We start from the raw sequence: 14,580 nt of genomic DNA, 5'->3' as shown, positions 1-14,580 counted from the left end.
GCTGTCGGAATGGGGGTACGCGTCGAACGCGCCGCGGCGGTGACCACGGTGATCCTGGACCGGCCGGCGGCCCGCAACGCGGTCGACGGGCCGACGGCCCGGGCGCTGGCCGACGCGTTCCGCGCCTTCGAGGCCGACCCCGACGCCTCGGTGGCCGTGCTCTGGGGGGCCGGCGGCACGTTCTGCGCCGGGGCCGACCTGAAGGCCATCGGCACACCGAGCGGCAACCGGGTCGAGGCGCAGGGGGACGGCCCGATGGGCCCGACCCGGATGACGCTCAGCAAGCCGGTGATCGCCGCGATCTCCGGTCACGCGGTGGCCGGCGGGTTGGAACTGGCGCTCTGGTGCGACCTGCGGGTCGCCGAGTCCGACGCGGTGCTCGGGGTGTTCTGCCGCCGCTGGGGGGTGCCGCTGGTCGACGGGGGCACGGTCCGGCTGCCCCGGCTGATCGGCGAGAGCCGGGCGATGGACCTGATCCTCACCGGCCGTCCGGTGCCGGCCGAGGAGGCGTACGGCATGGGGTTGGTGAACCGGCTGGTCGCGCCGGGTGAGTCCCGGGCGGCGGCCGAGCGGCTGGCCGCCGAGCTCGCCCGGCACCCGCAGACCTGCCTGCGCAACGACCGGGCGGCGCTGCTCGCCGGCGCCGGCCTGCCGGAACCGGCGGCGCTGGAGGTCGAGCTGGCGTACGGGATGGAGTCGCTGGCCGCCGACGCGGCGGCGGGGGCGGCCCGGTTCGCCGCCGGCGCCGGTCGGCACGGCGCCCCGGCCCACTGACCGGGCGCAGGCCCGACCGGCCTGGCGCCCCGGCCTGCCGACGGGACGGAAGGCCCCGACGGGCCGGGCGGGGGGGGGGGGCGGGGGGGGGGGGGGGGCGCCGGCGGGGGCGGGGGGCCCGCCGGGGGCGCCCGCCCGGGGGGGGGGGGGGGGGGGCCCCGCGGCCGGGGGCCCCCCCCCCACCGCTCGGGAGACCGGCCGCCGCTCGGGCGGCCGGGGGTGGGTCAGTAGCGGTTGATGGTGAACGTCGAGGTGGTGTTCTGGATGTCCACCGCGTTGTTGCTCAGGCGGAGGTTGTTGAAGGTGACCGAGCCGACGGCCGGCCCCTGCCCCGCCTCCGGCATCTGGTTGGCCCAGATGCCGAAGCCGGACTTCGCGTCGTAGGCGTCACCGCTCTTGCGGGCGCCGCTGATGGAGACGTTGGTGAAGACCGTGTCGGTGATGGGGAACTGCGGCTGCCCCCCGACGTAGTTGGTCTGGAACATGATGCCGCTGTAGGTCGGGTCGACGATGTCGACGTCGCTGACCCGGATGCCCTGGAACACCTTCGAGGCGGAGAAGACCCAGATCGCCGGGAAGGTCTGCGCGCCCCAGAAGTGCCCACCGGCCCGGACGATCGAGATGTTCTCGAACCGGGTGGGCGGGCTGGCGCCGAAGCCGTTCATCGGGTAGCCGAAGTCGAGCGAGCTGATGGTGATGCCGGAGTAGACCAGCGTGTCCGCGATGTAGATGTTGCGGAACGTGTTGCCGTAGCCGCCGTAGACCGCGACGCCGGCGGCCCGCCAGGTCAGGGTCGAGGTCAGGTTCTCGTAGACGTTGTCCTTCATGTCCGCGCCGCCCGCGTCGATCGCCGAGAAGAGCGCGAAGCTGTCGTCGCCGGTGGCCCGGGCGTCGTTGTTGCTGACCAGGTTGTTGGTGCTCCCGTTGGTCATGTTGATGCCGTCGGCGAACATGTTCCGGATCCGGGAGTTCTTGATCGTCATGTAGTCCGTGTTCGCGCCCCAGTAGAGGCACACCATGTGCTCGTTCCAGATGTTGTCGATCACGATGTTCGACACGTTGGAGAAGTCGAACACCTTGCCCGGCCCGTCGATCCGCGACGTGTAGTTGCCGAAGTAGGCGAAGTTCGCGAAGGACGACCCGGCCGCCGAGTTCTCGGCCCGGAAGCCGATGTCGGTGTTGTCCTGGCCGGAGGGCGCGTTGAACCGGGTGTACCAGGGTCCGGCCCCGGTCACCTTGACCGCCTTGCCGTACACCTGGAACTTCGACGCGGTGGTGTAGTTGCCGGCCGGCAGGTACACCCCGACGAGGTTGCCGGTGGTGTCCATCCGCACCCGGTCCAGGGCGTTCTGCACGTCGGAGTGACCGAAGCCGGTCGGCGTGACGTAGCGCGCCGGGTCCGGGTTGGCGATCGGGGCCACCTGCTCGGTGTTGATGAAGTCGATCGCGTACGTGGTGGTGTTGGCCGGGTCCTTCTGGAGGCGGATCCTGCTGCCCGCCGGCACGGTGCCGTTGAGCATGACGTTGGCCTCGTCGTAGATGTGCCGCGGTGCGCCCGCGCTCGGCGAGTTGCCCGGGCTGGCCTCGTTGCCGTAGAGCCAGACGTACCGGGACGTCAGGTCGATCGCCTTGTGGAACGCGCCGTTGACGTAGACGTTCAGCGTCGAGTTGATCCCGCCGCCGCCCGGGGCGTCCGGGATGGAGAAGCGGGTGACCAGGGTGTTGGTGCTGGCCCGGGTGGTCCACTCGACGTAGCTGCCGGTCGAGTTGAGGGTCACCGCCCGCCGGCCGGACGCCTCACCGGCGAGGTCGCCGACGGTGCGGTTCGGCCCGACGACGCTCGCGCCGCCGCCGACCACGCCGTCCTCGGCCTCGTACATGTCGTACGGCATGTTGGCGCCGCGCCCCACGAAGAGCGCGCGGTCGCTGGTGTTGTTGGCCTGCTTGACCGGCAGCTCGTTGCCGTCGGCCGCGAGCACCACCCGGACGGTGTACTTGCCGTTCGCGGCGGTCCAGGTGCCCAGGTTGACCGGGCCGACCGTGGCCCCGGCGTTGATCACACCGGAGTAGGAGCCGGTCAGGGTACGCACGACCGTGCCCGCCTCGTTGAGCACGGTGAGCGTGATGCCGTGCGCGCCGGAAGCGGAGGCGATGCTGCCGGCGTTGCGGATCGACACCGAGAAGGTGACCGTGTTGCCGGCCGCCGGGGTGCCCGGCGACCAGGCGACCGCGGCGGCGACCAGGTCGGAGCTGGCGACCGGGCTGACCACCAGCCGGCTCGGGTTGGTGTAGCTGTTGTTGGTGTCGTCCTGCTCGACGACGGTGTTGGACTCGTCGACCTTCGCGCTCAGCGGGTAGCTGCCCGCGTCCCGGGTGCCGATGTTCGCCGACACCGTGGCCGAGGCGCCGGCCGCCAGGCCGCCGACCGGCGCGGTGCCCACCCGGTTGGTGCCGAGGTAGAAGTTGACGTTGGTGGCGCCGGAGGCCGCCGAGCCGGCGTTGCGGACGGTGGCGGAGAGCGTGACGGCGCTCGTCTCCACGGGCGCGGACGGGCTGAACGACATGCCGGTCACGGTCAGGTCCGGGTTGGGCGCCGGGGTGCCGATGACCTGGAACTCGGCGACCTGCCCGGCCGGGGCGCCGGTGTTCGAGGCGATCGAGAGCCGCACGTCGGCCGCCGCGCCGGAGACCGGGATGGTCACGGTGTTGCCGCTGGCCGGGCTGAAGCTGTAGTTCGCCGCACCGACCAGGGTGGTGAAGGTCGAGGAGCCCTGGTCCCGGCCGAGCACGGTGATGTTCTGGGTACGCGCCCCCCAGGCCGAGTCGGGGTTCAGCTTCAGCACGACCTGGCTGAGGCTGGCGTTGGCCCCGAGCTGCACGGTCAACGTGCTCGGGTTGCCGTTGCCCTCCCAGTAGGTGGCCACGTTGTTGTCGTTGGCGTTGGTGGCCACGAACGTGTGCACGTGCCCGGAGGCGGTGATCGGCTTGCCGACCGCCAGGTTGCTGCCGACCGGCGGGGTGCCGGTGCCGGTCCGGGTCACGGTGTTGCTGTTCGCCGACTGGTTGCCGGCCGCGTCCCGGGCCCGGACGTGGTACGAGACCGTGGCGCTGTTCGGCTGGCTGTCGGTGTACGTCAGCGTGGAGCCGTTGACGCTGGCGCGCAGTGCGCCGTTGGCGTAGACGTCGTATCCGGTCACCCCGACGTTGTCCGTGGACGCGGACCAGGTCAGCCGGATCTGCCCGCTGGCGGGCTGGGTGTACCCCAGGTTCCCGGGGACGCTGGGCGCCTGGGTGTCGGGGTTGCCGGCGGCACCGTAGACCTCGACCTCGGAGAGTTGGGCGGCCGGCCAGCCGGTGTTGCCGGTGACCTGCACCCGCACGTACCGGGTGCTGGTCGCGGCGAAGCTGACGGTCACGGTGTTGCCGGTGGCCGGGTCGAAGGTGTGGCCGCCGGACGCCTTGAGGGTGGTGAACGACGAGCCGGTGGTGGAGCCGAGCACCGACAGCGTCTGGGTACGGGTCTGCCACGCCGACGACGGCGGCAGCTTGAGCACCACCCGGTCGACGGTGACCGTGGCGCCGAGGTCGGCCTGGATCCACTGCGGGAACGCGTTGTTGGCGCTCTCCCAGTAGGTGTCGGCGTTGCCGTCGTTGGCGTTGCCCGCCACGTAGTCCTGGGTGTGGCTGCTGGCGGTCATGGTGGCCGAGAGCCCGGCGAGCAGGGCGGCGCGGGCGGCGGTCGCGGCCGGGTCCGCCGGTGGCGCGGCGGCCGCCGGGGTCACGGCCGGGACGGCGGTGAGGAGCAGCCCGGCGAGCACGCCGGCGAGCAGCCGTCGGTGGGCCGAGCGGGTGGATCGGGGGGCGGGATCGGGCGCGCCGGTCGGCGCGGTGCCCTGTCTGGTGCCGAGTCTGGACATGGCGGTACCTACACCTCTTTCGGGGGTGGTGTGTGGGTGCGTTGCCCGGCGACGGGCGCAGGGGTACGCCCGTCGTGCCGCGACAGGTGGGGGACGGTGCGGTGCGGGACGGGGGCCGGGCCACACTGCGCCGGCCGACCGGACCGGCGGCCCCCGCCCGGGGCGGGGGCCACCGGGCTAGCTGGAGTAGACCTCGAACTCGCTGAGCTGACCGGCGGGCCAGCTGCTGTTGCCGGTGAACGTCAGCCGCAGGTACCGCTGGCTGGTCGCCGCGAAGGTCACGGTGACCGTGTTGCCGGTGGCCGGGTCGAAGGTGTGGCCGGCGGACGCCTTCAGGGTGGTGAACGACGAGCCGGTGGTGGAGCCGAGCACCGACAGCGTCTGGGTACGGGTCTGCCACGCCGACGACGGCGGGAGCCTCAGCACGACCCGGGACACCGACCGGCTGGTGCCCAGGTCCACCGTCAGCGACTGCGGGAAGGCGTTGTTGGCGCTCTCCCAGTAGGTGTTCGCGTTGCCGTCGACCGCGTTGGCCGCCACGTACACGTCGGCGTGGCTGGTCTCCGCGGCCGGTCGCCCGAGCGCCAGGTTCCCGGTCGGCGGCGGGGTGGTGGGCGGCGGGGTCGTCGGCGGCGGGGTGACGGGGCCGCCGCCGTAGACCTCGAACTCGGAGAGCTGCGCCGCCGGCCAGCCCGTGTTGCCGGTGACCGTCAGCCGGACGAACCGGCGCTCACCGGCCGGCAGGCTGATCGACACCGTGTTGCCGCCGGCCGGGTCGAAGGTGCGCCCGGCCGACCCGGCGAGGGTGGCCCACGACGAGCCGTCGGTCGAGCCGAGCACCGACAGGGTCTGGGTCCGGCGCTCCCAGCCGGCGGGCAGCTTCAGCACCACCCGGTCGACGGACCGCGCCGCGCCCAGGTCGACGGTGAGCGCCTGCGGGAAGGCGTTGTTGGCGCTCTCCCAGTAGCTGGCCGCGTTGCCGTCCACCGCGTTCGCCGCGCCGTAGTTCTGGTTGGTGCTGGTCGCGGTCGCCGGCCGGCCCTGCGCCAGGTTCCCGCCGGTCGGGGGCGGGGTGGTCGGCGGAGGCGTGGTGGGCGGCGGGGTGGTCGGCGGCGCGGTGGTCGGCGGCGTCGTCGTCGGGGGCGGGCTGGTGGGCCCGCCACCCCACTGCGGCTCGGGCCACGGCCCGCAGTACGGCGTCGACGTGTACCAGCCGGAGTTGCCGGTGCCCTGGGTGATCTGGAAGCCGCTGCCGACGCAGTTGTGCATCGGGTTGGCCTGGGCGATTCCGGTGGCCCGCACGTTCGTGAAGGACACCTGGCTGGGCGCCTGCACCTGGAGGGCGTACGTGCCCGCGCCGTCGATCCGTACGTTGTTGAAGCTGATCCCGCTGCTCTGCCCCTCGATCCAGTGCAGCGCCGCGTACGAGCTGTCCAGGATGTCGGTGTCGGTGACGTTGATCGCCGCGCCCTGGATGGGCTCGTTGAGCGCGGAGAACCAGATCGCGCCGACGCCGAAGCGCCAGTTGTAGTCGGAGTTGCCGTTGCGGATCAGGGTGTTCCGGGCGACGGTGATCGTCCCGGAGACGGCGGTCGGGCCGGTCACGCCCGGGTAGCGGTTGGCGACGTGGATGCCGCCGCCGTTGGTCACCGAGTCGGCCGTGACGTTGTCGGTGATCTTGATGTCCCGCCCGCCGTAGGTCACCAGGTGGTTGGCGAGGATCGTCACGCCGATCGTGTTGCGGGTGAACGAGTTGTTCACGTTCGGCACGCTCTGCGCCCACATCGCGAGGGCGTCGTCGCCGGTGTTGCGCACGAACGTGTTGGTCACCGTGGAGTTGGTGACGCCCCAGTGGAAGTTCACCCCGTCGGCGGTCTGGTCGAGGATCCGGCTGTTGCGGATGGTGAAGTTGTCCATCGGGCCGTCCATCCAGGCCCCGACCTTGGTGTGCTGCATCCAGACGTTGTCGACCACCGAGTTCGACATCGCCCCGCCGATGGCGTTGACCTGGTCCTCGTCCACCCGTTCCCGGATGTCGCCGATGACGGCGAAGTCGCGCAGCGTGACGTTGCGGCTGGGCCCGCCGGCCTCGTGCGGCCGGATCTCGCCGCTGTAGCCGCCGCCGGGGACGTACTTGCCGTAGATGCCGGCGGCCCGCTTGCGGTCGGTCGGGTGCCGCCCGCCGAGCACGGAGTACCACGGTCCGGCCCCACGCAGGGTCACCCCGTCCACGACGACGTGGTCGAAGAGGGTGAACGTGCCGGTCGGGATCCAGACGGCCCGCCCCTGGGCCCGGCCGGCGTCCACCGCCGCCTGGAACTTCGCGGTCGAGTCGGTCGCACCGGTCGGGTCGGCGCCGAAGTCGGTGACCACGTCGAGCACGCCGACCGGCTTGGCGATGGGCGCGCCGACCAGCTCGAAGTCGGCCAGGTCGATGGTGAAGGTCGGCGACTGGGCGGTCGAGGAGACCTGGAGCCGGATCTTCGTGCCGGCCGGGTAGGTGGTCCCGAACATGGTCCGGGTCTCGTCGTAGAAGTGGTGCGGGTTGGTGTCGCCCGGGTTGTTGTTGAACGGGTAGCCGCCGTAGTACCAGCCGTACCGCGAGGTGACCGGCACCGCCTTGACCAGCGCGCCGTTGGCCCGCAGGTCGATGCTGGCGTCCCGGCCGGTGCCGGCGGCGTTGTCCGGCAGGCTGTAGCGGAAGGTGACCGCGTTGGCGGGCGCGGTGAGGGTGAACTCGACGTACTCGCCGACGGCGTCGAGGGTGACCGCCTCCCGGCCGGACGCCTCGGACGGCAGCGTGCCGTAGCGCCGGTCCGGGCCGATCCTCGTGCCGGTGTGCGCGACCTCCTCCGCCTCCTGCTCGACGAACGGGACGGTGGCGCCCCGCCCCGGGATGTCGAACGGCGAGAGTCCCGCCGCGTGGGCCGGGGTCGCGGTGGTGCCCAGCGCGACGACGGAGATCGAGGCCGCGGCGAGGGCGGTGCCGGCGAGGGCGGCCAGCCCCGCGCGGATCCGGTGTTTTCGCTGGTGGTGCGGGGTGGTGTGGTCGGCCATGAGCGGCGCTCCCTTTCCTCGGTTGGCCAGGTCCCCCGTGTCGTGCGGTGCGGTGTGGTGCGCGTACCTCCCGGTCGGCCTCGGCTGGCGGGTGGGCGGTGCCGGCGGCCGGGACGGGCCGCCGGCGACCGTCGGGTCAGGCCGGTCCGGGCCGCGGGTCCGTCCCGGCCGTCGGGGCGGGCGTCGCCTCGGCGGTACGCAGCCAGACGGCGGTGTCCGGGGGCAACCGGTCCTCGTCGAGCGGCCCGCTGGCCAGCAGCCGGTCGGTGTGGGGCGGCAGCGGGACCGCCGCGTCCGAGAGGTTGACCACGCAGGCGAAGCCGGGTGCCCGCCGGAACGCGAGCACCCCCTCGGGGGCGGGCAGCCAGGTCAGCTCCCCGTCGCCGAGTGCCGCCTCGGCGCGGCGGACGGCGAGGGCGGCCCGGTACAGCTCCAGCATCGAGCGGGCGTCGCCGGTCTGGGCGCTGGCGGTGCGGTCCTTCCAGTCGGCCGGCTGGGGCAGCCAGGGTGCCGCCGTCGCGTCGTCCGGGCTGAAGCCGAACGGCGGCGTCTCGCCGGACCAGGGGATGGGGACGCGGCAGCCGTCGCGGCCGGGATCGACCCCGCCGGAGCGGAAGTGCATGGGGTCCTGCCGCAGCTCACGCGGGATGTCCTCGACCTCCCAGAGCCCCAGTTCCTCGCCCTGGTAGACGTACGCGGCGCCGGGCAGCGACAGCGACAGCAGCGCGGCGGCCCGGGCCCGGCGGGTGCCCAGCTCCAGGTCGGTGGGGGTGCCCTCGCGCTTGGCGGCGAAGCTGAACGTGGTGTCCGCCCGGCCGTAGCGGGTGACGTGCCGGGTCACGTCGTGGTTGGAGAGCACCCAGGTGGCCGGGGCGCCGACCAGCGCGTGCGCGCTCAGCGTCCCGTCGATGCTCTCGCGCATCTTCGAGGCGTCCCAGGCGCAGCCGAGGAAGTCGAAGTTGAACGCCGCGTGCAGTTCGTCCGGGCGCAGGTAGTTGGCGAACCGCTGCCGGTCCGGCATCCACACCTCGCCGATCAGCGCCCGGTCGCCGGGGTACTCGTCGGCGATCCGCCGCCAGGAGCGGTAGATGTCGTGCACCCCGTCGAGGTCGCGGAACGGGTGCGGCCGGTCCGGCAGGGTCTCGGGCAGCGTCCCGTCCTTGACCAGCAGCCCGGCCGAGTCGATCCGGATGCCGTCCACCCCCCGGTCGAACCAGAACCGCAGGATGTCCTCGAACTCGGCCCGCACCCTGGGGTGGTCCCAGTTGAAGTCCGGCTGCTCCGGGGCGAAGAGGTGCAGGTACCAGTCGCCGGGGGTGCCGTCCGGGTTGGTGGTCCGGGTCCAGGTCTCGCCGCCGAACTCGCCGACCCAGTCGGTGGGCCGCTGGTCGCCGTTCGGGCCCCGGCCGGGGCGGAACCAGAACAGCTCCCGCTCGGGTGCGTCCGGCCCGCCAGCGAGTGCCGCCTGGAACCAGGGGTGCCTGTCGGAACAGTGGTTCGGCACCACGTCGACGATGGTCCTGATGCCGAGGGCGTGTGCCTCCGCGATCAGCTCCTCCACCTCGGCCAGCGTGCCGAAGACCGGGTCGATGTCGCGGTAGTCGGCGACGTCGTAGCCGGCGTCGGCCATCGGGGAGGGGTACCAGGGGCTGAACCAGATCGCGCCGATGCCGAGCGCCGACAGGTAGTCCAGCCGGGACCGGATGCCGGCGATGTCGCCGGTGCCGTCGCCGTTGCCGTCGGCGAAGCTACGTGGGTACACCTGGTAGATCACCGCTCCACGCCACCACGGACCGTTGTCTGCTCTGGACACGAGCACCTCTTTCTGCGTCAGTGCGTCGGCGGGTTCGCCGGACCTTGATGTGTCTCGGGCGAACAGTCGTTGTTCGCCGCGGGGGAATCGCTGAGGGCTATCCCTTGAGGCTGCCCGTGGTGAGGCCGGACATGATGTTCCGCTGGAAGAGCAGGAAGACGACGACGGTCGGGATCGCGGCGATGACCGACGCGGCGACCACGACGTTCATGGGCGTACCGCCGGAGAAGGCGTAGATGCCGACGCTGACCGTCCGGGTCTCGGGCGAGGGCATGACCAGCTTCGGCCAGAGGAAGTCCTTCCAGACCGCGGTCACGGCGAAGATCGAGACCACGCCGAGGATGGGGCGCGACATCGGCAGGATGATCGACCAGAGCGTGCGCAGCGGGGTCGCCCCGTCCATGAGGGCCGCCGCCATCAGCTCCTCCGGGATCGAGTCGAAGAACCGCTTCAGGAGGAAGATGTTGAACGCGTTCGCGACCAGGGGCAGCCAGATCGCGAACGGCGAGTCGAGCAGGTTGACGTGCAGGATCGGCAGGTCGATCACGGTCACGTACTGCGGGACGATGAGGACCATCGCCGGGATCATCAGCGTCGCCAGCATCAGGCCGAGGATCACGTTGCCGAAGATCGGGCGGAGCTTCGACAGGGAGTACGCCGCGGCGGTGTCGAGGACGAGCTGGAACAGCACCGCGCCGGTCGCGTAGTAGAAGGTGTTGAACAGCAGCTTGGCGAGATCCAGGTTGTTCCACGCGTCGACGTAGTTCTGCCACTGGGGGTCCCGCGGGAACAACGACGGCGGGGTCTGCGCGATCTCCTGGCCGGACTTGAGCGCGCCGGTGACCATCCAGTAGAGCGGCCCGAGGAAGACGAGCGTGAATCCCGCCACGACGACGGCGAGCAGCGCCCAGTAGATCACCCTGCCGCGTCCCCGCTTGAGCTGGGCGTGGGAGACGAGTGTCCGGGTCCCGGAGTCCTGTGCCATTCCGCGTCCGTCCTAGTCCTGTTTCGCAGTCAGCCGCACGTAGACGGCGGAGAAGCCGGCCAGCACCACGAGCATGATCACGCCGAGCGCGGCGGCGCCGTTGAGGTCGTTCTGGAAGAAGCCGTGCTGGTAGATGAGGTACGCCACCGAGGTCGCCGAGTCCTCGGCGCCCGCGCCGTTGGCGAGGATCAGCGGCTCGATGAAGACCTGCATGGTGGCGACGATCTGCATCATCGCCAGGAGCGCGAGGATCAGCCGGGTCTGCGGGATGGTCACGTGCCGGATCCGCCGCCAGATCCCGGCGCCGTCCAGCTCGGCCGCCTCGTAGAGTTCGCCGGGGATGTTCTGCAACGCCGCCAGGTAGATCAGCACCGCGCTGCCCATGTTCATCCAGGTCGACGCGAGCACCATCGCGGGCATCGTCATCTCGGGCGACTGCATCCACTGCGACGTCGGCAGGTGCAGCGCCTTGAGGATCGCGTTGAAGAGTCCCGCGTCGCTGGGGTCGTACGCGTAGAACTTGAACAGGAAGAGCGCCGAGGCCGGCGGCAGCATCACCGGCAGGTAGACCAGGATCCGCAGGTACCCCTTGGCGTGGCGGAACTCGTTGAGCAGGACCGCCACGAAGAACGGCACCACGTAGCCGAGGACGAGCGCGAGGACCGTGAAGGAGAACGTGTTCCTCCAGGCCGTCCAGAAGCTCGGGTCGTCGATGATGCGCGTGTAGTTGTCCCAGCCCACCCAGGTGGTCTCGCCGCGCCGGGTGCGCTGGAAGCTCATCACGATGCCGCGGATCATCGGGTACCAGGAGAAGACCGCGAAGCAGAGCACCGCCCCGACCAGGAACGCGTGGCCGGTGAGGTTGTCCCGCACCTTGCGGCCGAGGCTCGTACGCTGCGGCCCCACCGGGGACGGCGGTGTGGGGCGACCCGTCTTCCTGGTGGTCCCCGGGGCGGAGAGGATTGCCAAGGCAACTCCTGGTGAGTCAGTGACCGGACGTGCGGCGCGGAGGGGGTGGGGGCCGGCCCGCCGGCCCCCACCCCGTCGGATCAGCTCTCCGCGGCGAGGAGCTGGTTGACCTTTTCTTCGGCCGTCTTGAGCAGCGCGTCGATGTTCGCGTTCGGGTTGGTCAGCACCCCGGACATCGCCGCGTCGAGCACCGCGTAGATCGCCTGCGCGTTGCGCGGTTCGCCCTTGATCGGGACCGGGGCGGCCTCGAAGAGCGCGAAGTTCGCGGTGTCGACGTTCGCGTTCGCCTTGCGCAGGTCGAGCTCCTGCTTCTGCGCTTCGCTCCCGTTGGTGAAGAGCAGCGGCTGGGGCAGGCCGACCGGGTAGTTCTGCGGCTTGGCCCGGACGTAGTCGAACTGGCCCTTGCCCGGCGTCAGCTTCTGGTAGGCGATCCACTTCAGACCGGCCTTGACCTGCTCCGGAGAGAGGCCCTTCTTGAAGAAGTAGCCCTCGCCACCGCCGAGCGTCGCCTTCGCCGGGCCGTCCTGGCCGGGCAGCGGGGCCATCGCCCAGTCCTGGAACTTGCCCTGGAACTGGCTGACGATCGCCTGGGTGGCGTCCGGCGCGCCGATGAACATGCCCACCTTGCCGGCGGCGGCGTTGGTCAGCAGGTCGCCCCACTGGAGCAGCTGGCGGCTGCCCATGCTGTTGTCGCCGTACCGCATGTCCTTGAGGTTCTGCAGGACCTGCTTGCCCATCGCGTTGTTGAAGTCGGCCTTCTTGCCGTCCGCGGTCAGCACCTGGCCGCCCTGCGAGTAGAGCAGGGAGGTGAAGTGCCAGCCGCCGGTGTTGCCGGCGCTGTACTCCGAGTAGCCGGCGATCCCGTTGCCGAGCGCGGAGATCTTCTTGGCGGCCGCCCGGACCTCGGGCCACGTCTTGGGCGGGTTGTTGACGTCGAGCCCCGCCTGCTGGAACAGGACCTTGTTGTAGACCAGGCCCATCGAGTAGTTCTTCGCCGGGACGGCGTAGAGCTTGCCGCCGTCGCTGAAGACCTCCTTGAGCGCCGGGTCGACGCTGTCCCAGGTGGGGACGGTGTCCTTGTTGGCGTACTCGGTGATGTCCATCGCCTGGCCGGAGTCCAGCACCTGCTGGAGGTCGGTCATGTAGCCGTAGAACAGGTCGGTCACGGTGCCGCCGGCCAGGCGGGCGGTGAAGTCCGGCGGGTTGTTGCACTGCTCGCCGACGCTCACGCTCTTGATGACGATGTCGGGGTTCTGCCGCTGGAACTCGGCGACGTCGTCGTTCCAGTTCTGCAACAGCTCTTTCTGGGAGCCGACCGGCTGGCAGTCGACGGTGACGGTGACCTTGCCGCCGGCACTGCCGGTGGCGTCGTCGCTCTTCGTGGAGCAGGCCGCAAGGCTGAGCCCCAAGCCGGCCACAAGCGCCAACGCCGCAGCCTTCCGGTACTGCGGTACGGACATCTGTCCATCCCTTCGGGAACGGGTGTCTCCATGACCTGCGCTGAGGCCCGGTGGTCGTCACCGCGCCGACACGCCGTCGCTGATCTGCATCTGCCAAGCGACCTGACCCCGGGTAGCTGCGTCGAGGCCAGGTGTGAGTGGGGTCACTGTAGCCAGGCGAACTTGTTTCAGCAAGGTATCGATCCCGTGATGAAAAAACGAGACTTGGTAGCCGGCAGATTTAGACAGGATCTTGGAAGGCGGTCGAGTTGCGGGGCTTCGCCCCGATTCGCACCCCGCCGGCTCGCGCCCCGTCCAGGACCAGGGGCCACCGGCGCCGCGAGCGGCGCTCGTGATCGGTTGACGCTCCGCCGGGCTCCGCGCGGCCCTCCGTCCGGGCCGACGCCAACGGATCATGGGACCCGACGCGGCGCTACGGGTGCAGGCAACGACGAAACGGCCGCCGACCGCAAGCAGCGGTCGACGGCCGGAGCGTCGATTGGTGGCCGGGGCGGACCCGATTCAGCGGTCGCGGCGGAGACGGAGGTCAGCGGCCGGGAGCGGGCGCGGTGGAACCGCGCACCACCAGTTCGGGCTCGAACAGCAACTCGTCGTGCAGCACGCCGGCGCCCTCGATCTGGGTGACCAGTAGGTCCACCGCGGCCTGCCCCATCGTCTCGATCGGCTGCCGCACGGTGGTCAACGGCGGGTCGGTGCAGGTCATGAACGCGGAGTCGTCGAAGCCGACCACCGACACGTCGGTCGGCACCACCCGACCCAGCCGCCGGGCGGCCCGGATGGCGCCCAGGGCCAGCACGTCGCTGGCGCAGATGATGCCGGTCACGCCCCGCTCGACCAGCTTGGTCGCCGCGACCCGCGCCCCTTCCATGGAGAAGCTGGAGCGCTCGACGTACGCCGTGTCGTCGCCCCAGCCCGCCGCCTGGGCCATCGCGTCCAGCTTGCGCCGGGACGGCACGTGCCCCTCCGGGCCGAGCACCATCCCGATCCGGTCGTGCCCGAGCGAGCGCAGGTGCCCGTACGCCTGCTCGACCGCCACCGCGTCGTCCGTGGAGACCCGGGGGAAGCCCAGCTCGTCGACGCCCGCGTTGACCAGCACCACCGGCAGGCCCCGGTCGGTCAGCCGGCGGTAGTGGTCGTGCCGGGCGTCGGCGAGCGCGTACGAACCACCGGCGAAGATCACCCCGGAGACCTGGTGGTCGAGGAGCATCTCCACGTAGTCCATCTCGGAGACGCCCCCGATGGTGCGGGCGCAGAGCGCCGGGGTGAACCCCCGTTGGGCGAGCGAGCCAGTGACCACCTCGGCGAGCGCCGGGAAGATCGGGTTCTGCAGCTCGGGCAGCACCAGCCCGACCAGCCGGGCGCGCTCGCCGCGCAGCTTGGTCGGCCGCTCGTAGCCGAGCACGTCGAGCGCGGTCAGCACGGCCGTCCGGGTCGCCTCGGAGACCCCGTCCCGACCGTTGAGCACCCGGCTGACGGTGGCCTCGCTGACGCCGGCCTTCTTGGCAACTTCGGTCAACCGCTTCGTCACGGCCGCAATCGTACGTCATGAGACTGAAAGAAATGAGCAGCCGCCTGCCGGGCGATTGCCGTGCGCTGCCGTGTGCT

The 14,580-nt window shown here is 71.3% G+C and carries 8 protein-coding genes; 1 reads left to right on the top strand and 7 read right to left on the bottom strand.

Annotation, left to right across the window (positions count from 1 at the left end; translation table 11 throughout):
* Positions 1 to 9: 9 nt before the first annotated feature.
* The gene (locus tag AB0G08_RS15485) at positions 10 to 774 is read left to right on the top strand and encodes a crotonase/enoyl-CoA hydratase family protein (RefSeq protein WP_358087624.1); all 765 of its coding nucleotides are present in this window, start codon (positions 10 to 12) and stop codon (positions 772 to 774) included.
* Positions 775 to 998: 224 nt separating this feature from the next.
* On the opposite strand, the gene AB0G08_RS15480 is transcribed toward AB0G08_RS15485, so the two are convergent.
* From AB0G08_RS15480 to AB0G08_RS15450, 7 genes are all read right to left on the bottom strand, one after another.
* A complete protein-coding gene (locus tag AB0G08_RS15480) occupies positions 999 to 4,691 on the bottom strand; it encodes a discoidin domain-containing protein (protein ID WP_358087621.1) in 3,693 nt (1,230 codons plus the stop codon).
* 177 nt (positions 4,692 to 4,868) lie between these two features.
* Positions 4,869 to 7,748, bottom strand: coding sequence for a discoidin domain-containing protein (locus tag AB0G08_RS15475; RefSeq protein WP_358087618.1), 2,880 nt, complete (start codon positions 7,746 to 7,748; stop codon positions 4,869 to 4,871).
* A gap of 136 nt (positions 7,749 to 7,884) precedes the next feature.
* On the bottom strand, positions 7,885 to 9,561 hold the full coding sequence (locus AB0G08_RS15470; protein WP_358087615.1) for a glycoside hydrolase family 13 protein: 1,677 nt from the start codon (positions 9,559 to 9,561) through the stop codon (positions 7,885 to 7,887).
* A 97-nt stretch (positions 9,562 to 9,658) separates the two neighbouring features.
* A complete protein-coding gene (locus AB0G08_RS15465; RefSeq protein ID WP_358087612.1) occupies positions 9,659 to 10,546 on the bottom strand; it encodes a carbohydrate ABC transporter permease in 888 nt (295 codons plus the stop codon).
* 12 nt (positions 10,547 to 10,558) lie between these two features.
* On the bottom strand, positions 10,559 to 11,515 hold the full coding sequence (locus AB0G08_RS15460; RefSeq protein WP_358087609.1) for a sugar ABC transporter permease: 957 nt from the start codon (positions 11,513 to 11,515) through the stop codon (positions 10,559 to 10,561).
* Between the two features lie 80 nt (positions 11,516 to 11,595).
* The gene (locus AB0G08_RS15455; RefSeq protein WP_358087607.1) at positions 11,596 to 12,975 is read right to left on the bottom strand and encodes an extracellular solute-binding protein; all 1,380 of its coding nucleotides are present in this window, start codon (positions 12,973 to 12,975) and stop codon (positions 11,596 to 11,598) included.
* A gap of 526 nt (positions 12,976 to 13,501) precedes the next feature.
* Complete coding sequence (locus tag AB0G08_RS15450; protein ID WP_121397202.1) at positions 13,502 to 14,503, bottom strand: LacI family DNA-binding transcriptional regulator; 1,002 nt, start codon at positions 14,501 to 14,503, stop codon at positions 13,502 to 13,504.
* Positions 14,504 to 14,580: the final 77 nt, after the last annotated feature.

It is taken from the genome of Micromonospora sp. NPDC023644 (assembly GCF_040640115.1).
Taxonomy (GTDB): domain Bacteria; phylum Actinomycetota; class Actinomycetes; order Mycobacteriales; family Micromonosporaceae; genus Micromonospora.
The sequence above is the reverse complement of the archived record's forward strand: the minus strand, read 5'-3'. Positions and strand labels throughout refer to the sequence as shown.

Excerpts from the sequence above, each read along its gene's own strand:
- AB0G08_RS15485 (WP_358087624.1), top strand. The coding sequence starts at position 10 with ATGGGGGTACGCGTCGAACGCGCCGCGGCGGTGACCACGGTGATCCTG.
- AB0G08_RS15480 (WP_358087621.1), bottom strand. The coding sequence starts at position 4,691 with ATGTCCAGACTCGGCACCAGACAGGGCACCGCGCCGACCGGCGCGCCC.
- AB0G08_RS15475 (WP_358087618.1), bottom strand. The coding sequence starts at position 7,748 with ATGGCCGACCACACCACCCCGCACCACCAGCGAAAACACCGGATCCGC.
- AB0G08_RS15465 (WP_358087612.1), bottom strand. The coding sequence starts at position 10,546 with ATGGCACAGGACTCCGGGACCCGGACACTCGTCTCCCACGCCCAGCTC.
- AB0G08_RS15455 (WP_358087607.1), bottom strand. The coding sequence starts at position 12,975 with ATGTCCGTACCGCAGTACCGGAAGGCTGCGGCGTTGGCGCTTGTGGCC.